Origin of the sequence: Rhizobium sp. LC145, from assembly GCF_001005825.1 — a bacterium.
Lineage (GTDB): Bacteria > Pseudomonadota > Alphaproteobacteria > Rhizobiales > Rhizobiaceae > Neorhizobium.
Genome location: NZ_LBHV01000001.1, coordinates 770,089 through 786,641, shown reverse-complemented (window position 1 = coordinate 786,641; position 16,553 = coordinate 770,089). Strand labels below are relative to the sequence as shown.

Genomic DNA, 16,553 nt, shown 5'->3' with positions numbered 1-16,553 from the left:
CCAATTCATCTCCACCGCAATCTCGCCTCGCTCGGCAAGCCGTAAACTCCTTGGGAGGGGAGGCGGTTTGCCGTCACGCGCGGCCGGCGGGGGTGTTCTTAGCCGGTCTTATCTGGGAGAGAGGAAAAGCGAATGACCGTAATTCTGGGTGTGATCGTTTGCGGCTTGCTGGCGATCATCTATGCAGTATGGGCAACGCAGGCGGTTCTCGCCGCTGATCAGGGCAATCAGCGCATGCAGGAGATCGCGGGCTATATCCGCGAGGGGGCCCAGGCCTATCTGACGCGTCAATACATGACGATCGCGATCGTCGGCGCTGTGGTTGCCGTGGCGACCTGGTTTCTGCTGTCGGGCACGGCGGCCCTGGGCTTCATGATCGGCGCGCTGCTTTCCGGCGCGGCCGGGTTCATCGGAATGCATGTTTCGGTCCGCGCGAATGTTCGCACGGCGCAGGCGGCATCGCAGAGCCTCTCCGCGGGTCTCGACATCGCCTTCAAGTCCGGTGCCATCACCGGCCTCCTGGTTGCGGGTCTCGCGCTCCTCGGCGTCTCCATCTACTACCTGATCCTGACAGCGGGTTTCGGCTACGAGGGCGGCTCGCGCGAGGTTATCGATTCCCTCGTGGCGCTCGGCTTCGGCGCTTCGCTGATCTCGATCTTCGCCCGCCTCGGCGGCGGCATCTTCACCAAGGGTGCGGATGTCGGCGGCGATCTGGTCGGCAAGGTGGAGGCCGGCATCCCGGAGGATGACCCGCGTAACCCGGCAACCATCGCCGATAACGTGGGCGACAATGTCGGCGATTGCGCCGGCATGGCGGCCGACCTGTTCGAGACTTATGCCGTGACCGTGGTCGCCACCATGGTGCTCGCGGCGATCTTCTTTGCCGGCGCGCCTGTGCTTGAAAGCACCATGCTCTATCCGCTGGCGATCTGCGGCGCCTGCATCGTCACCTCCATCATCGGCACCTTCTTCGTGAAGCTCGGCTCCAACAACTCGATCATGGGTGCTCTCTACAAGGGCCTCATCGTCACCGGCCTCCTGTCGATCCTCGGCCTTGCCGCGGCAACCTCCCTGACCGTCGGCTGGGGTACGATCGGCAATGTGGCGGGCATGGAGGTCACCGGCACCAGCCTCTTCCTCTGCGGCCTGCTCGGCCTCGTGGTGACGGCCCTGATCGTCGTCATCACCGAATACTACACGGGAACCGGGAAACGGCCGGTCAATTCCATCGCCCAGGCCTCCGTCACCGGCCACGGCACCAACGTCATCCAGGGGCTTGCCGTTTCGCTGGAATCGACGGCGCTGCCGGCGATCGTCATCGTCGGCGGCATCATCTCGACCTATCAGCTCGGCGGCCTGTTCGGCACGGCTATCGCGGTCACCGCCATGCTCGGTCTGGCGGGCATGATCGTCGCGCTCGACGCCTTCGGCCCGGTGACAGACAATGCCGGCGGCATCGCCGAAATGTCGGGAATGCCGTCCGAGGTCCGCAAGTCCACCGATGCGCTCGATGCGGTCGGCAATACGACCAAGGCCGTGACCAAGGGCTATGCGATCGGCTCCGCCGGTCTCGGCGCTCTGGTGCTCTTCGCTGCCTATTCCAACGACTTGAGCTATTTCGCCGCCAATGGCGATCGTTACCCGTATTTCGCCGGCATCGGCGAAATCTCCTTCAGCCTCTCCAACCCTTATGTCGTCGCTGGCCTCATCTTCGGCGGTCTCATCCCCTATCTCTTCGGCGGCATCGCGATGACAGCGGTAGGCAGGGCGGCCGGCTCGATCGTGGAAGAGGTGCGCAGGCAGTTCCGCGAAAAACCGGGCATCATGGAAGGCCGCGAGCGTCCGGATTACGGCAAGGCCGTCGACCTGCTGACCAAGGCTGCGATCCGCGAGATGGTCCTGCCCTCGCTTCTGCCGGTGCTGGCGCCGATCGTCGTCTATTTCGGCGTGCTCGCGATCTCGGGTTCGAAGGCGTCGGCCTTCGCCGCGCTCGGCGCTTCGCTGCTCGGCGTCATCGTCAACGGCCTCTTCGTGGCGATCTCCATGACCTCGGGCGGCGGCGCCTGGGACAATGCCAAGAAGAGCTTCGAGGATGGTTTCGTCGACAAGGACGGGACCCGGCACATGAAGGGGTCCGAGGCCCACAAGGCTTCCGTCACGGGCGATACGGTGGGCGATCCCTACAAGGATACCGCCGGCCCCGCCGTCAACCCGGCGATCAAGATCACCAATATCGTGGCCTTGCTGCTGCTAGCCGTTCTCGCTCACTGATACGGCTGAACCGGACAGGCAAAAGCCCGCGGAGATCTCTCTCCGCGGGCTTTTCGAATCGGCGGAGTTACCGCCCGAGATTCTGGAAGAGGCTGCGCGCCGCATTGGCGCCGCTTGCCGCACCGCCCGACAGAAGCTGCTGCAGGAAGGTGAGATCCCTGCCGCCGGTCGGCGTGGTGCGCGAGATCGTATCGAAGACCTTGCCGTCCTGGAGGGTGTAATTGGCGCGGCGCTCGACCACGCCGTCCTTGTTGAAGTAGATCGCCACGACATTCTGCTCCACCAGCCTCGGCTTGGCGAAGGCAGCGATCTTCTGGCGCTTCTGCGAGATGTAGTAGAAGACCTCGGAATCGAAGGTCGCAGTCGTCGAGGGCGTTCCCATGGTGAGCAGCACCTGTTCGCGGCTCGAACCCTCGGGGATGAGTGCCAGCGACTCCTGGTCGATGACGTAGCCGTTATACATCGTCTCGCCGATGTTCATGCTGTTGCAGCCAGCGACTGCCACGGACATCACGACGACGGCGGCTGCGGTTTTGCTCAAGAATTTCATGTCAGACCCGAAAACCCGCTTCTTCAACGACATCCCCCAATTTCACTAGACCGACCGGTTGCCGGTTTTCCTGCTGCTCATACCATTGTGGCTATTCCGGGGACACGGGCGCGCCGGGAACCGGAGAATTCGCGCCTGCGGCAAGCTCCGGTCTTAGCGGACCGCGGCGGAACGGCATTGCAATTCGCGCCTGCTTCGGTAAACCAGCTTTCGTTTCCATGCAACGCGGCAGAGCCGAATCCGAGTGGCAACCCAGAGAATTCCCATGATCTTCGGCCTATTGAAGAAGAAAAACCACAATCGCGCCATCGTTGACCGGCAATACGCGACCTTGACATCGCTGGCCCGGGCTCCTTTCTTCTATAGCGATCTCGATGTTCCGGACACGGTGATGGGACGTTACGAGATGTTGTCGATCGTCATGATCCTGTTTTTCCGCCGCACGGCGAAATCGGGCGTGAGCGGTCAGGAGCTGGCTCAGGAAATCGTCGACGCCTTTTTCCAGGATATCGACCATTCGATCCGCGAACTTGGCATCGGCGACCAGGGCGTGCCGAAACGCATGAAGAAGCTCGCGGGCATGTTCTACGGCCGGCTGGAATCCTATGCGGCGACGCTGGAGGCCGAAGATCGCGAGGCGCTCGCGGCGGCCCTGCGGCGCAATATCCATCCGGATATGCAAGCGGCGCCGGACATGCGCGGGCTCGCGGACTGGATGATGAAGGCGGAGACGGCGCTTGTCGCGGTTTCCGAAGACGAAATTTCCCGAGGCGCGGCGGCCCTGCCGCAGCCGGGAATGCGAGGTTCTCATGAAGACGAGGCATGATGGGGATGAAAAGCCCCCCTTTTCCTATTCCGTGAAGGTGGGGCACATCTCCGCCAATCCGGTCAGCGTTCACGTCGAGGCGAACGAGCGCGAACTGGAGGGGCTTGCCAAGCTCTGGCAGGTGGTTTCGGTGAAGTCGCTGAAGGCGGACCTGCAGGTCGTTCGCTGGAAAAAGGACGGCATCCGCATCAAGGGCAGGGTGGAAGCCGATATCGTGCAGTCCTGCGTGGTGACGCTGGAGCCGGTGGAAGCCAGGCTCGATGAGCACTTCGAGCAGATTTTCGTTCCCGAGGATTCCAAGCTCGCGCGGATCGTGACCGGAGAGACGGCCGAAATGCTGATCGATCCCGATGGCCCGGACCTGCCGGAAACCTTCTCCGGCGATACGATCGATGCCGGTGCCGTCGTGGCGGAGTTTGCGGCGCTCGCGATTGATCCCTATCCGCGCAAGTCCGATGTCGAGTTTTCGCCCCATCTTGAAGGAGATGCCGGAGAAACCACGAAACGGCCATCGCCCTTCGCCGTCCTTAAGGACTGGAAAAAGGAATGAAGACGGTTGCCAATTCGACATGATTGGGTTGTAAGCGGCCGCAGAACCAGTATTTTGGCCTCCATTTCGCCGAAGACGCCCTGTCTTCGGCGGACCACAAGGATCAGGGACGCGTGATCAGAATATCTCTCGATGCCATGGGCGGCGATTATGGTCCCGAGGTCGTCATTCCCGGCGCTGCCAAGGCATTGGAACGCCACCCGGATGTGAGATTCATCATCTACGGGCTTAAGGCGGAGTGCGAGCCGCTTCTGGCGAAATACCCGAAGCTCAGGGAAAAATCGGTTTTCCACGAATGCGAGCTTGCCGTCCGGATGGACGAGAAGCCGAGTGCGGCGCTTCGCCGGGGCCGCTACGTCTCGACCATGTGGCGCGCGATAGAGGCGGTGAAGCTGGGTGAGGCGGACGTCGTCGTTTCCGCCGGCAATACCGGCGCGCTGATGGCCATGGCCAAGTTCTGTCTGCGCACCATGGCCAATATCGAACGTCCGGCGATCGCCGGCATCTGGCCGACGCTGAAGGGCGAGAGCATCGTGCTCGACGTCGGCGCGACGATCGGCGCCGACAGCCAGCAGCTCCTCGATTTCGCGCTGATGGGCGGCGCCATGGCCCGCTCTCTCTTCGAGATCGAGCGTCCCACCGTCGGCCTTCTGAATGTCGGCGTCGAGGAAGTGAAGGGTCAGGAAGAGGTCAAGGAGGCCGGCCGGCTCATCCGCGAGGCCAACCTGCCGACTATCGCCTATCACGGCTTTGTCGAGGGCGACGATATCGGCAGGGGAACGGTCGACGTCGTGGTGACAGAAGGCTTTACCGGCAATATTGCGCTCAAGGCCTCGGAGGGTACCGCCCGTCAGATCGCCCAGCTTCTGCGTGAGTCTATGTCCCGCACCTGGGCGGCCAGGCTCGGTTATCTGCTGGCCAAGAGCGCATTCGACCGGCTGCGCGAGAAGATGGACCCGAACAAGGTCAATGGCGGCGTCTTCCTGGGGTTGAACGGTATCGTCATCAAGAGCCATGGCGGCGCCAATACCGATGGCTTCGCGGCTGCGATCGATACCGGCTATGATATGGCGCGCAACGACCTCAATGCGAAGATCGTGCAGGATTTGAAGATTTATCATGCCCGACACCAGCCGCCGGCTGGTCCGGAAGCGGCATGACGATGGGATGTGAAGCAGAATGATCCGTTCAGTGGTTCGTGGTTATGGGGCGGCGCTCCCCAAGCGGGTGATGTCCAACCGGGAGCTTGAAAGCCTCGTGGACACCTCGGACGAATGGATCGTCCAGCGCACCGGTATCCGCCAGCGCTATATCGCGGGCGAGGGGGAGACGACGGCCTCGCTCGGCGCCGCTGCGGCGCGCGCGGCACTCGATAATGCCGGACTTACGCCGGACGATATCGATCTCGTGCTGGTGGCGACCTCTACGCCCGACAACACCTTTCCGGCGACGGCCGTCGATATCCAGAACCGGCTCGGCATGACCCATGGCTATGCCTTCGACATGCAGGCGGTCTGCACCGGCTTCGTCTACGCCATGGCGACCGCCGATGCCCATCTTCGCGCAGGTCTTGCGAAGCGCGCCCTGGTGATCGGCGCCGAGACCTTCTCGCGCATCCTCGACTGGGAGGACCGCACCACCTGCGTGCTGTTCGGCGATGGCGCCGGCGCCCTGGTGCTCGAAGCTTCCGAAGGCGAGGGCACCAATGCCGACCGCGGCATACTGACCGCGCATCTGCGCTCCGACGGCAGCCACAAGGAAAAGCTCTATGTGGACGGCGGGCCTTCCAGCACCGGCACGGTCGGCCACCTGCGCATGGAAGGCCGCGAGGTTTTCAAGCACGCGGTCGGCATGATCACCGACGTGATCGAGGCTGCCTTCGCATCCACCGGCACGACGGCCGACGATCTCGATTGGCTGGTGCCGCATCAGGCCAACCGCCGCATCATCGACGGCTCCGCCAAGAAGCTCGCAATTCCGCTCGAGAAGGTGGTCGTCACCGTCGATCAGCACGGCAACACTTCGGCCGCCTCCATCCCGCTCGCGCTTTCCGTGGCGCTTGCCGACGGGCGCATAAAGAAGGGCGATCTGGTGATGCTGGAAGCCATGGGCGGCGGCTTCACCTGGGGGGCGATGCTCGTCCGCTGGTAAGAGTGATTTTCCCTCATACCACGCTCCAAATCCTGATTGAGTACGGATCTTAGGGCACTCGTCCAAAGTGGAATTAATCGATCAGGACAAGAGCTTGACCCTGGCGGCCAAGCAAAATACTCTCAGCCGGCTTTGATAGGATGAATTTTCAAGACAGGGCGGAGTCATGGCCGGCAAGACAGTAACAAGGGCAGACTTGGCGGAGTCTGTATTTCGCAAGGTCGGGCTTTCGCGGACGGAATCAGCCGAACTCGTCGAGACGGTCATCGACGAGATATGCAATGCCATCGTGCGCGGGGAAACCGTCAAGCTTTCCTCCTTCGCGACCTTCCAGGTCCGCTCGAAAAACGAACGCATCGGCCGCAACCCCAAGACTGGCGAGGAAGTGCCGATCTCTCCGCGTCGGGTGATGACCTTCAAGGCCTCGAACGTCCTTAAAAACCGCATCCTCAAGGCTCACACCGCGCGCAAGATCAAGCAGAGGGCGAGCCCCGCCGCCTGACCGGATTTTTCGCCCGGCTGCCTTACTTCTCCACACTTCCTGTGAATATGCTTGAATCTGACGGTGTAAGCCGTTGAGATATGTTCGATTCGTAGCATAATTGCCAAAGCTTGGTCTTGCGTCGGTAGCAGCGATGTTCCGCGCAGCGGCAATGGACCTCTGGGAGAGTTGAGACTTGGACAAGAGCCCGGACGCTTTCCGAACCATCAGCGAGGTCGCCGAGGACCTCGATCTGCCGCAGCATGTGCTGCGTTTCTGGGAGACCCGCTTCCCGCAGATCAAGCCGATGAAGCGCGGGGGCGGGCGGCGTTATTACCGGCCCGAGGATGTCGACCTGCTGAAGGGCATCCGGCATCTGCTCTACGACCACGGCTATACCATCAAGGGCGTGCAGAAGCTTCTGAAGACGAACGGCAACAAGTTCGTCGCCGCGATCGCTTCCGGCGATGTGGCCACCATGGAAGCGCTGATGGCCGCAAGCAACGACAAGCATGTGGATCCGAAGATCGGCGGCGCCGAGGACGACCAGATCGTCGGCCGGCCGAAGGTGAAGCCGAGCGGCCGTTTCTTCGGTTTCGGCTCCTCCGGCGATGGGGAAACCCCGGAGATTTCCGTTGGCAAGTCGAGTATTGGCAAGGAAGACCAGGCCTTGTTGCAGGAAGCGCTCTTCGATCTTCTCGAATGCAAGCGGCTTCTCGATCAGGTGCGATAGGCCCTTTCTGCCTGAATACACGCTAAATTTACCATTCACCTCGGGTTCAGGTGGAACCTAGGAATATCTGTCTTACTTAACAGGTAGGCACAAAGAGGTGTGGAAACATGAAAAAGCTTGCAATCATACTGGTATCGGTGGTGACTGGCTTCACCGGCGTCGTGCCGGCGCAGGCCTTTCCAACGGTTTCCGCCGTATCCAGGGCGCAGACCTCCGATGTGGTGAACGCCCAATACATTAACCGTGGCGGCGGCCTGGAATATGGCGACCGCCGTTACTGGCGCAATCGTGACCGCCACTGGCGCGGCGACCGCCGTCATTGGCGCAGCGACCGCCGTTATTGGCGTGACGACCGTCGCTGGCGGCGTCACCGTGACCGTTCGAACTTCGGTGCGGCGCTCGGTGGATTTGCAGCCGGCGCCATCATCGGCGGCGCGCTTGCGCAGCCGCGCTATGCGCCCGCACCCCGCTACTCGGGCGGAGGCAGCGCGCACGTCAACTGGTGCTATTCGCGCTATCGGTCCTATAGGCCTTACGACAATACGTTCCAGCCCTATAACGGTCCGCGACGCCAGTGCTACTCGCCGTATCGGTGATACAGCAAACGAAATCCCCGCCCGAAAGGCGGGGATTTTCGCTTCGGCCGGAATACGGCTTTCCTGCGGGAACTCATTCCCAAGGACGCCCCATTTTTCCCCTTGCGCAGACAGATGCATGTCAGTATTGAAGGCGTGCTTCGCATGAAGCTGGTCGGGGCGTAGCGCAGCCCGGTAGCGCACTTGACTGGGGGTCAAGGGGTCGCTGGTTCGAGTCCAGTCGCCCCGACCATTTATCTCCTTGAATTCTCAGTCAGTTCATTCTCTTCATTCGATACTCGGGCGATCGACGTAATCGGGATGCTCCCATTTCGTGGGGCGATATCCGGCCCATGATTCATTCATGCTGACATGTGAAAAGCCCCGCCACTGGCGGGGCTTCGCGTATCGATCGTTACTATCCTAGATTTCCGGGCAGCCGCGGCGGTTGGCGAAGGTGATCCTGTCGGGACCATTCCGGGTGAAACCTTCAACCGTTATGCTGCGGCGGGTCGCACGGACGACTTCGGGATTGCGGAAACCTTCGTCCCGGGCGGCCGCACGAGCCGCGCGCGGGCTGCAGCCGCCTCGATCGTAGTCGCGATCACGATCGCGATCGCGGATCATCGGGCGCACGCCGTCGGGGCCGATGCGCAGCTCGAAATCCTGGGCAGATACCGGCGCGATGCCGATGCCCAATGCGCCGAACGCGAGGGCCGAGATGAGGCTCGTGGAAATGAGAGGCTTCTTCATGTCTATCCTCCATGGGCGCGGCGCGGGTGCCCGCGCTGCGCAGAATTATCCCTGGCGGATCAATCATCCTGGAAAGGAAACGTTCCGCTTACGGCAGGATTTCGAAGAAAAAGGCGGAAGTTATGCTTTCACGTTGCGTGAAGGCATGGAAAACTTGTTGATGTCGCCGCATTGAGGGAAAAGAACAGGCGTTCGGCAATATCCGATCCCTGATCGGAAACAATCCGCTTTACTTTGAGTAGAGGTTGGCAGCGACGCTATCCGTCGTTGGCCGCGTTGAGGTTCTGCGGGCGGATACCCTCGTCCTCGAAGCGGCTGCGCAGGCGCAATCCGGGGCCGGCGCCGGCATTCTCCTCGCCGGCGGCAAGGAAGAGCACGCCCCTGGCCTCGAATATGCCGCGCAGTCTGTCGGTGACGGCTGCATCGGCGAAGGGGCCTGGAGATGCTTCGGCTACCGTGATGGTGGAAACGGAAAGGCCGGTCGCGGAAGCGAGTTCTTCCACCGTCATCCCGGTCATGGCGCGCGCGGCGCGCAGTTGCGAAACCGTCAGCATATTGAAAAATTTGGAGCGAGGTGGCCCGAAGTCAAGGCCGCGCGGCGGCTCATGCGGGGGAGGCGAGGCGCTTTGCGCGCTGGCGCCGGTGTTCAAGCGCGCAGCATCCCCAGAGCACGCCGAGCAGCAGGTAGAAATGCCGCCAGTGGTCTGTATCGATGACGTTACCGATCAGGGCATGGCCGAGGATCATCACCCAGGCGATCATCAGATAGGGTTGCCACGGCCGTTCGCGCAGCAGGTAGCGGAAGCCCATCGAGAGCGTCCAGACGATCAGTCCGACATAGGTCACGAAGCCGAGCCAGCCATAGGTGGTCAGCGATTTCAGCCAGATATTGTGCTCGTCCTCGCCGAACATCTGGCCGAGCACCATCGGCCCGAGACCGAGCGGGCGCTCCATCGCCATCAGGAAGCCGATCTTGTGCCGTTCGAAGCGTCCCAGCCGCGCGCCGTCATATTCCTGCACCAGCCGGGCCCGGTTAAGGAAAAGATCCGAGACCTGGTCGAACTGCAGCGCGATGAGGAGCGCCAGCGCGAGAAGCACGAATGCGCCGATCGAAAGCGCCAGGATCTTCAGGCGGAAGGCGCCGCTGCGCTCCTTCAGCAGCATGAGCAGGACCAGCGCCGCGCCGGAAAAGGCGAGCAGCCCCCAGGCCGCGCGCGAGAAGGAAAGGAAGATGCCGAGCGCCAGAACCAGAAGGCCGAGGATGAGAAACGGCGCCTGCCTCAGTCTGCCCGTAAGCAGCCGGTAAAGCAGGTAGAGGAGCGGCGCGACCAGATAGGGGCCGAAGACGTTCGGGTCTTCGAAAGCGCCCATGGCGCGGTCATAGCGCGTGAAGACGGCAGCGCCCGGAAAGGCGTGGAAATAGCCGAGAATGCCGAGCATGGCCGTGATGATCGCAGCGGCGACCCAAGCCTTGAAGATGAGGACAAGCCGCTCGGGATCATCCTCGACGACTGCCGCATAGAATACCGAGGTGAGTGCCAGGAAGGTCGAGACGGCGAAATACATCGGCGCGCCGCTCATATCCTTCATGACCAGCATGGAGAGCAGGCCGCCGATATTGAAGATCAGGAGAAGCGCCAGCAGCGGCGCGACGGTGCGGGAAATCCTTAAGCCCAGCAGGAACCAGACGGCGATCTGCGCCACCATCATCAGCTCGTAGGGCGCCGGCTCCGACATCACGAAGCCGGAGAGGAATACGCCGAAAGCGATCATGGCCGAGCCGGCCAGGCGGGCGGCGGAGCGCCGTCCTCTGAGCGGGCCGGAAAGATCGTGGGTGACCGCGCTCAATAGGCGTTTTCCGTGTTGAGGAGGCGGATCGGCGTCAGGAAGAGTATCTTGAGGTCGAAGAAGAGCGACCAGTTCTCGATATAGTCGAGATCATAGGCGGTGCGCGCCCTGATCTTCTCGTCGCTGTCCAGCTCGCCGCGCAGGCCGTTGATCTGCGCCCAGCCGGTAACGCCCGGCTTGACCCGGTGACGGGCGAAATAGCTCTCCACCACGTCGACATATTTGCGATTGCCGGTCTGTGCCTGGACGGCGTGGGGACGGGGGCCGACGAGCGAAAGCTCGCCGCGCAGCACGTTGAGGAGCTGCGGCAGTTCGTCGACAGAGGATTTGCGCAGGAAGCGGCCGACCGGCGTGACGCGCGGGTCGCCCTTGGTGACCGCCTTCACCGCGGTCTGGTCGCTCATGTCGGTATACATGGAGCGGAATTTCAGGATCTCGATGACTTCGTTGTTGAAGCCATGGCGCTTCTGGCGGAAGAGGATCGGCCCCTTGGAGGTCGCCTTCACGGCGATCGCCGCGGCAATTATTAGCGGCCAGAGCAGAACGAGGGCGAACAGCGCGAAGGTGATGTCGAAGGCGCGCTTGGCGACCGAATCCCAATCGCGGATGGGCTTGTCGAAGATGTCGAACATCGGCACGGCGCCGACATGCGAGTAGGAGCGGGGCCGGAAGCGCAGGCGGTTCGTATGGGCGGCGAGGCGGATGTCCACCGGCAGCACCCACAGCTTCCTCAGAAGCTCGAGGATGCGCGCCTCCGCGGTGGCGGGAAGGGCGATGATGAGCATGTCGATGCGGGCCAACCGGGCGAATTCGACCAGTTCCGCAAACGTGCCGAGCTTCGGATAACCGGCAACGACCTTGGGCGAACGCTCGCTGCGGCGGTCGTCGAAGATGCCGCAGATGCGGATGTCGTTATCGGCCTGCTGTTCGAGTGCCCGGACGAGCTGCTTGGCGGGTTCGCCGCCGCCGATGATGACGGCGCGGCGTTCCATCACCCCGTTTCGCCCCCAGTGGCGGATGCCGAAGGCGAGGAGCTGGCGTTCGGCGAGCAGGAAGAGGCCGCCGGCCGCAAGCCAGGCGATGGCGCCGCCTGCAGTGTGGGATTCCCCGGCGACCAGGTAGAGGATGCCGAGCGTTGCGATGAGGCCGAGCGCCCAGCAGGTGAGGACGCGGACCATCGTGCGGCGGGCCGCCCTCAGCATCGGGATCTGATAGGCATCGGCAAGCTGGAGAAGAAGCACGACCAGAGCCGCGCCGAAGGCGATAACGGCAAAGCGGGGGAGGAAATTCTCGGCCGGGTCCGGCACCGACAGCGTGCCGACCAAAAGCCCGATGGCCAGAAGCGACGCGAAGTCCAAGAGGCGGAGTTGCCCGATCAGCATGGCCGGGGAATAGCTATTGTCGCGGAACTGTTCGGCGATCTGCCGGGCCAGCGGATTGAGCTCCACGGCGCTCTGGACGGCCTGGTGTCCCGGCTCGTTCGGACGAATCTCGGAAGCCTGCCGGCGCAGGGATTCCACGTCGAACTGATCGGATTTTCCAAGCTGGTTCATCGCCTCGGTCCTCCTGCCCATGCGTGATGGGACGCGCAACAGAGCGCGTCGGAGCCCTTCCTGAAGGTTCCGCAGGAATACCCGGTAGCAGAAAGATGCTAAGAAACGATTTCTCCCGCCCGCCCGCTCGCCGGGCGCGCGAGAAGATTCCGGTACAGGTCGAGGAGTTCGCGAGCCATCACCGAGGCGGAGAACGCCGCCTTGAAATCTTCCGGTTTCGGCATCACGCGCTCCCGCCAGCCGGGCGTCGTCAGCGCGCTTGCCATGATGCCGGAAAGGTCCTGCGCGTCGCCGGGTACGGCGAGTGCAGCGCTGTCCGCTCCCAGGATTTCCGGTATTCCGCCGACGCGCGAGGCGATCAGCGGCTTGCCTGCGGCGAGCGCCTCCAGCACGATATAGGGCATGGCCTCGGCCCGCGATGGCACGACGACGATCCTTGCCATGGAAAACGCCGCGCGCGCCGGCATGGCCGGCAGCATCCGGATACGGCGGCTCAGGCCCCGCTCAGTCATCATCGCCTGGTAGCGGTCGCGGTCCGGCCCGTCTCCGATCATGAGCGCCGAAAGCGGCCGACCGACGGCGCGCTCGGTGCGGGCAAAGGCGTCGATGAAGATGTCCGGTCCCTTCAGGTCGCGCAGCATGCCGATATAGAGGAAATCCGCCGCATCGGGACCGACGCCCACGGTTTCGAATTCGTCATCCTGGATGCCGTTCAGGATGACGCGGGACTGCGTGCGGGGCCGGCCGACCTTTTCCTCGTAAGCGCGCCGCTCGTAGTCGCAGACGAAGACGAGGCTGTCGGTCAGACGCTCCTGGAGGCGTTCCAATCCCAGCACGGCCCGGCCGGAGAGGCTGGACCGGGTGAAATGCAGGCTGCCCCCATGGGGCGAATAGAGGCGGGCTACGCGATACCTGTTGACCCGCAGGGTTGAGCCGATCAGCCGAGCAAGCGCGCCACCCTTGGCGCCGTGCCCGTGCAGGATATCCGGCTGCAAGCTCTTGATGTGTCTGTAACTGTTGAAGATGACCGCGAGGTCCGAAGGCACGATCGCGCGCCGGATCGGGATGCGGACGAGGCCGAGCGAGAGGAGCGGCCGGATGCCGTCGAACAGCCGGTCCTCGTGCGCCCCGCCGGTCGAGCTGTCGCAGATGACGCCGACCTCGTGGCCGGCCGCGCGATGTTCCTCGACGAGGTCGCGCACATGCCGGAAAATTCCGCCGACGGGCGATCTGAAGCAGTGAATGATCCGCAGGGCGCCATCGTCCGCCATGGCATTCAGAACAGCCGCTCGCGGATGTAGATCGTATCGCCCGCAAGGACGGGGCTGGAGATCGCGGTACGTCCGGTGATGATCTCCCCGTTGATCTTGCGGGTGACGTCGACATCCTGCTGATTGCCGCGCGGTGTGAAGCCACCGGCAATCGCGATGGCGTTCTGCGCGGTCATTCCCGGCACGTAGGAATACTGTCCGGGGCGGCCGACCTCGCCCATCACGAAGACGGGCCGGTAGCGGTCGACCTCTATGGTGACGTCGGGATCGCGCAGGTAGCCCTGCTTGAGCTTGGCCGCGATCGCGCCTTCAAGGGCGGTGAGCGTCTGGCCGCGGGCGGCGACGCGCCCGATCAGCGGGAAGGAGACGTAGCCGGCCTGATCCACGGTATAGGTATTGCTGAGCCCCGGCTGCTCGAACACGTTGACGCGAAGACGGTCGCCGCTATCGAGGCGATAGGGCTGGATCGTCGCCTCGTGGAAGGCCTTGGGCGCCGGGCGATAGGTGGTGCAGCCGGCAAGCGCGGTGGCAGCGACTGCAAACGCAAGCGCGATCACATGGTTCGGACGGGCCAACGGCATTTGCTCAAAGCTCCGGCTGGGCAAGCATATGCGGCTGTTATCGTTCCGTTAGGGTTAATGCCCGGTAAAGGCACGGCGCGGATTTCCGAATTTTCCGGGTGAAGCGGGCGATAGACGCCATTAACCCTCGCGTTACCACGATGTTTTACACTTCGTGGAAATCTACCAGTTGGAGCATGGCATGTCGGGCTTGGCGGGCAATCAGGACATGGACATCGATCTCGGGCGGCTGTTTTCAGCGGTCTGGGAGCGCAGGGGCAGAATTCTCGGCTCGACGGTGCTTGCCGCAGGTCTGGCATTCGTGGGGGCAAGTCTAGCGCCCCCCAGCTATCGCGGCGAAACGCGCATCCTGATCGAATCCCGTTCGCCTAATCTTTCCGGCACTGAGACGCCGGCAAGCGCCAACGACCCGGTGCTCGATGCATTGAACGTCACCAGCCAGGCGCAGCTCTTGCAGTCGACCGATCTCATCAAGGAGGTCGCCAGGGACTTGAAGCTCCATGAGCTGAAGGAGTTCGATCCGGACGCGCAATCCATGCTGCCCAACCCGTTGGTGCTGCTCGGCCTGCAGCAGAATCCCCTGGAGCTGGCGCCGGAGGAGAGGGTGCTGAAGGCCTTCCGGGAGAAGCTGGAAGTCTATCCCGTCGAGAACTCGCGCGTGATCGCGATCGAGTTTTCCTCGCATGACCCGAAACTTGCCGCCGCCATTCCGAACAAGATGGCCGACGTCTATCTTTCCCTGCAGAGCGGCGCCAAGCTGGACACCCATTCGGAAACCGCCCGCTGGCTGGAGCCCGAGATCGCCAGCCTCACTGAAAAGGTGCGCGAGGCGGAAAAGAAGGTGGCGGACTACCGTTCTTCCGCGGGCCTCTTCCAGACCACGGAGACGAGCAGCTTCTCCGCCCAGCAGTTGAACGACATTTCCACCGAGCTTGCCCGCGTGCGGGCGGAGCGCGCCAATGCCGAGGCGAGGGCGGAGAACGTGCGCGCGGCACTCGAGGCGGGCCGCGATAGCGATACGCTGGGCGATGTGGTGGGATCGCAGGTCATCCAGCGCCTGAAGGAGGCGGAGGCCAATCTCCAGGCGCAGGTTTCGGACCAATCGACGGCTCTACTCGAAAATCATCCCCGCCTGAAGGGTCTTCGCGCGCAACTTGCGGGCATTCGCCGGCAGATCGAGAGCGAGACCCAGAAGATTCTCGGAAGCCTGAACAGCGAGGCAGAAGTCGCGCGGCTGCGCGAGCAGCAATTGATCCAGCAGCTCAACGGGCTGAAGGCGGATTCCGCAAGGGCTGGGGAAGAAGAGGTAGGCTTGCGCGCCCTGGAGCGCGAAGCGGCCGCGCAGCGCCAGCTTCTGGAAACCTATCTGGCGCGCTATCGCGAGGCGGCCTCCCAACTCGATCGTAATTCGAGCCCCGCCGATGCCCGCATCGTTTCGAGCGCGGTCGAGCCTTCCGAACCCTATTTCCCCAAGGTCGGGCCGATCGTGATCGTCGTGGCGCTCGCAACGCTCATCATCGGCGCCATCGTCGCAATGCTCCGCGAGCTTTTCTCCGGTCGTGCCCTGCGCCCCTCGGAGGACGAGGAGACAGTGGAAATCGCGCCGGCAATCGGGGCGGCGAATGCCGCGCCCGTCGTGACGCAGCCCGAGCCGGTGCAGGCGGCAGCCCATTTTGATCATCAGGAGATTGCCGGTGCCGGCGAGACAGGCGCGGGCGACCCGGTTTCCCCCGAAGTGGAGGAGAGTGCCGAGGAAGAGCAGGCCAGGCAGGAGGCCGGACAGGAGGACAAGGAGGAGGATGCGGCTTTCTCCATCCGCTCGGTCTCCCAATATCTGCTGCGCTACGATATTCCGCTCGCAATCGCCGTGTCTCCGGCCGGTGACAGCGGCTCGACCGCAACCGTGATGCTTGCCCGTGACGTGGCGGAAAGCGGCCGTACCGTCGTGCTGCTCGACATGACCGGTTCGGCATGCCCGACACGGCTGATGGCGGAGAGCGCCCGCCTGCCGGGCATTACCGATCTTCTCTGCGGGGAAACGGCTTTCGGCGACGCCATTCATCGCGATCGCCTTTCGGATGCGCATGTCATACCGCATGGAACGGCGGATGCCGGCCGCGCCATGCGCGGCGCGGACAGGCTGACCATGATCGTCGATGCGCTCTGCGATGCTTATGACCTGGTGCTGGTGGAATGCGGCCCCGCCGAGATGTCGGGACTTTCACGCCTGACGCGGGCGCAATCGGCCGAGGTCATCCTGTCGGTGCCGGAATTCGAGGAGGCCGATATCGCCGCCCTGGTCGGCAGGTTCGAGGAGGCGGGCTACCGCAACCTGCTCGTGATGTCCGGCCTCGGCGAAGGCCGCTCGCCCAGCGCGGGACGGAATGCCGCCGCCTGATCCCCTCAGCGC

The 16,553-nt window shown here is 63.2% G+C and carries 17 protein-coding genes and 1 tRNA gene; 11 read left to right on the top strand and 7 right to left on the bottom strand.

Features of this window, described 5'->3' with window-relative positions; all coding sequences use genetic code 11:
* The first annotated feature begins 132 nt into the window (after nt 1–132).
* Nucleotides 133–2,271: a sodium-translocating pyrophosphatase gene (locus YH62_RS04010; RefSeq protein ID WP_046792812.1), complete on the top strand. Its 2,139-nt coding sequence runs from the start codon at nt 133–135 to the stop codon at nt 2,269–2,271.
* Nucleotides 2,272–2,338: 67 nt separating this feature from the next.
* Here the strand turns inward: YH62_RS04010 and YH62_RS04005 are convergent, their stop codons facing one another.
* Entirely contained in the window at nt 2,339–2,854 is a 516-nt protein-coding gene (locus tag YH62_RS04005; RefSeq protein ID WP_046792811.1) for an outer membrane protein assembly factor BamE, read from the bottom strand.
* A 232-nt stretch (nt 2,855–3,086) separates the two neighbouring features.
* Here YH62_RS04005 and YH62_RS04000 point away from each other — a divergent pair, with 232 nt between their 5' ends.
* The 8 genes from YH62_RS04000 (at nt 3,087) to YH62_RS03965 (ending at nt 8,390) form a co-directional block, all read left to right on the top strand.
* On the top strand, nt 3,087–3,647 hold the full coding sequence (locus YH62_RS04000; RefSeq protein WP_046792810.1) for a ubiquinol-cytochrome C chaperone family protein: 561 nt from the start codon (nt 3,087–3,089) through the stop codon (nt 3,645–3,647).
* Nucleotides 3,631–4,197 carry a DUF177 domain-containing protein gene (locus YH62_RS03995; protein ID WP_046792809.1) on the top strand — a complete coding sequence of 189 codons (567 nt, stop codon included), beginning with the start codon at nt 3,631–3,633 and terminating at the stop codon, nt 4,195–4,197. The genes YH62_RS04000 and YH62_RS03995 overlap by 17 nt, the downstream gene beginning before the upstream one ends.
* A 113-nt stretch (nt 4,198–4,310) precedes the next feature.
* The gene (plsX, locus tag YH62_RS03990; RefSeq protein WP_046793036.1) at nt 4,311–5,357 is read left to right on the top strand and encodes a phosphate acyltransferase PlsX; all 1,047 of its coding nucleotides are present in this window, start codon (nt 4,311–4,313) and stop codon (nt 5,355–5,357) included.
* 19 nt (nt 5,358–5,376) lie between these two features.
* Entirely contained in the window at nt 5,377–6,348 is a 972-nt protein-coding gene (locus YH62_RS03985; RefSeq protein ID WP_046792808.1) for a beta-ketoacyl-ACP synthase III, read from the top strand.
* Nucleotides 6,349–6,514: 166 nt separating this feature from the next.
* Nucleotides 6,515–6,850 (top strand): integration host factor subunit alpha, encoded by a 336-nt coding sequence (locus YH62_RS03980; RefSeq protein ID WP_046792807.1) that lies wholly within the window; start codon nt 6,515–6,517, stop codon nt 6,848–6,850.
* A gap of 175 nt (nt 6,851–7,025) precedes the next feature.
* A complete protein-coding gene (locus tag YH62_RS03975; RefSeq protein WP_046792806.1) occupies nt 7,026–7,562 on the top strand; it encodes a MerR family transcriptional regulator in 537 nt (178 codons plus the stop codon).
* Nucleotides 7,563–7,669: 107 nt separating this feature from the next.
* Nucleotides 7,670–8,158, top strand: coding sequence for a BA14K family protein (locus tag YH62_RS03970; RefSeq protein ID WP_046792805.1), 489 nt, complete (start codon nt 7,670–7,672; stop codon nt 8,156–8,158).
* A 155-nt stretch (nt 8,159–8,313) separates the two neighbouring features.
* Nucleotides 8,314–8,390, top strand: a tRNA-Pro gene (locus YH62_RS03965).
* A gap of 170 nt (nt 8,391–8,560) precedes the next feature.
* Here YH62_RS03965 and YH62_RS03960 read toward each other — a convergent pair.
* Nucleotides 8,561–8,890, bottom strand: a complete 330-nt coding sequence (locus tag YH62_RS03960) for a hypothetical protein (RefSeq protein ID WP_046792804.1) — start codon at nt 8,888–8,890, stop codon at nt 8,561–8,563.
* On the opposite strand from YH62_RS03960, the gene YH62_RS30010 reads away from it, so the two are divergent.
* Nucleotides 8,889–9,065 carry a hypothetical protein gene (locus YH62_RS30010; protein WP_156176926.1) on the top strand — a complete coding sequence of 59 codons (177 nt, stop codon included), beginning with the start codon at nt 8,889–8,891 and terminating at the stop codon, nt 9,063–9,065. The genes YH62_RS03960 and YH62_RS30010 overlap by 2 nt on opposite strands.
* Before the next feature lie 82 nt (nt 9,066–9,147).
* Here the strand turns inward: YH62_RS30010 and YH62_RS03955 are convergent, their stop codons facing one another.
* The 5 genes from YH62_RS03955 to YH62_RS03935 all read right to left on the bottom strand — a co-directional run bounded on the left by YH62_RS03955 (nt 9,148) and on the right by YH62_RS03935 (nt 14,143).
* Complete coding sequence (locus tag YH62_RS03955) at nt 9,148–9,444, bottom strand: helix-turn-helix domain-containing protein (RefSeq protein ID WP_046793035.1); 297 nt, start codon at nt 9,442–9,444, stop codon at nt 9,148–9,150.
* Between the two features lie 49 nt (nt 9,445–9,493).
* A complete protein-coding gene (locus YH62_RS03950; protein WP_046792803.1) occupies nt 9,494–10,738 on the bottom strand; it encodes an O-antigen ligase family protein in 1,245 nt (414 codons plus the stop codon).
* Complete coding sequence (locus tag YH62_RS03945; RefSeq protein WP_046792802.1) at nt 10,735–12,291, bottom strand: undecaprenyl-phosphate glucose phosphotransferase; 1,557 nt, start codon at nt 12,289–12,291, stop codon at nt 10,735–10,737. Before YH62_RS03945 ends, YH62_RS03950 begins: the two co-directional genes overlap by 4 nt.
* Before the next feature lie 98 nt (nt 12,292–12,389).
* Nucleotides 12,390–13,562, bottom strand: coding sequence for a glycosyltransferase family 4 protein (locus YH62_RS03940; RefSeq protein ID WP_046792801.1), 1,173 nt, complete (start codon nt 13,560–13,562; stop codon nt 12,390–12,392).
* A 5-nt stretch (nt 13,563–13,567) separates the two neighbouring features.
* Nucleotides 13,568–14,143: a polysaccharide biosynthesis/export family protein gene (locus YH62_RS03935; RefSeq protein ID WP_046792800.1), complete on the bottom strand. Its 576-nt coding sequence runs from the start codon at nt 14,141–14,143 to the stop codon at nt 13,568–13,570.
* Nucleotides 14,144–14,324: 181 nt separating this feature from the next.
* On the opposite strand from YH62_RS03935, the gene YH62_RS03930 reads away from it, so the two are divergent.
* Entirely contained in the window at nt 14,325–16,541 is a 2,217-nt protein-coding gene (locus YH62_RS03930; RefSeq protein ID WP_046792799.1) for an exopolysaccharide transport family protein, read from the top strand.
* The last annotated feature ends 12 nt before the right edge of the window (nt 16,542–16,553 follow it).

Coding starts and splice junctions, on each gene's coding strand:
- YH62_RS03980 (WP_046792807.1), top strand. CDS start 6,515: ATGGCCGGCAAGACAGTAACAAGGGCAGACTTGGCGGAGTCTGTATTT.
- YH62_RS03930 (WP_046792799.1), top strand. CDS start 14,325: ATGTCGGGCTTGGCGGGCAATCAGGACATGGACATCGATCTCGGGCGG.
- YH62_RS04005 (WP_046792811.1), bottom strand. CDS start 2,854: ATGTCGTTGAAGAAGCGGGTTTTCGGGTCTGACATGAAATTCTTGAGC.
- YH62_RS03970 (WP_046792805.1), top strand. CDS start 7,670: ATGAAAAAGCTTGCAATCATACTGGTATCGGTGGTGACTGGCTTCACC.
- YH62_RS03955 (WP_046793035.1), bottom strand. CDS start 9,444: ATGCTGACGGTTTCGCAACTGCGCGCCGCGCGCGCCATGACCGGGATG.
- YH62_RS03935 (WP_046792800.1), bottom strand. CDS start 14,143: ATGCCGTTGGCCCGTCCGAACCATGTGATCGCGCTTGCGTTTGCAGTC.
- YH62_RS03960 (WP_046792804.1), bottom strand. CDS start 8,890: ATGAAGAAGCCTCTCATTTCCACGAGCCTCATCTCGGCCCTCGCGTTC.
- YH62_RS03940 (WP_046792801.1), bottom strand. CDS start 13,562: ATGGCGGACGATGGCGCCCTGCGGATCATTCACTGCTTCAGATCGCCC.
- YH62_RS03945 (WP_046792802.1), bottom strand. CDS start 12,291: ATGAACCAGCTTGGAAAATCCGATCAGTTCGACGTGGAATCCCTGCGC.
- YH62_RS03995 (WP_046792809.1), top strand. CDS start 3,631: ATGAAGACGAGGCATGATGGGGATGAAAAGCCCCCCTTTTCCTATTCC.
- YH62_RS03985 (WP_046792808.1), top strand. CDS start 5,377: ATGATCCGTTCAGTGGTTCGTGGTTATGGGGCGGCGCTCCCCAAGCGG.
- YH62_RS30010 (WP_156176926.1), top strand. CDS start 8,889: ATGTCTATCCTCCATGGGCGCGGCGCGGGTGCCCGCGCTGCGCAGAAT.
- YH62_RS04010 (WP_046792812.1), top strand. CDS start 133: ATGACCGTAATTCTGGGTGTGATCGTTTGCGGCTTGCTGGCGATCATC.
- YH62_RS04000 (WP_046792810.1), top strand. CDS start 3,087: ATGATCTTCGGCCTATTGAAGAAGAAAAACCACAATCGCGCCATCGTT.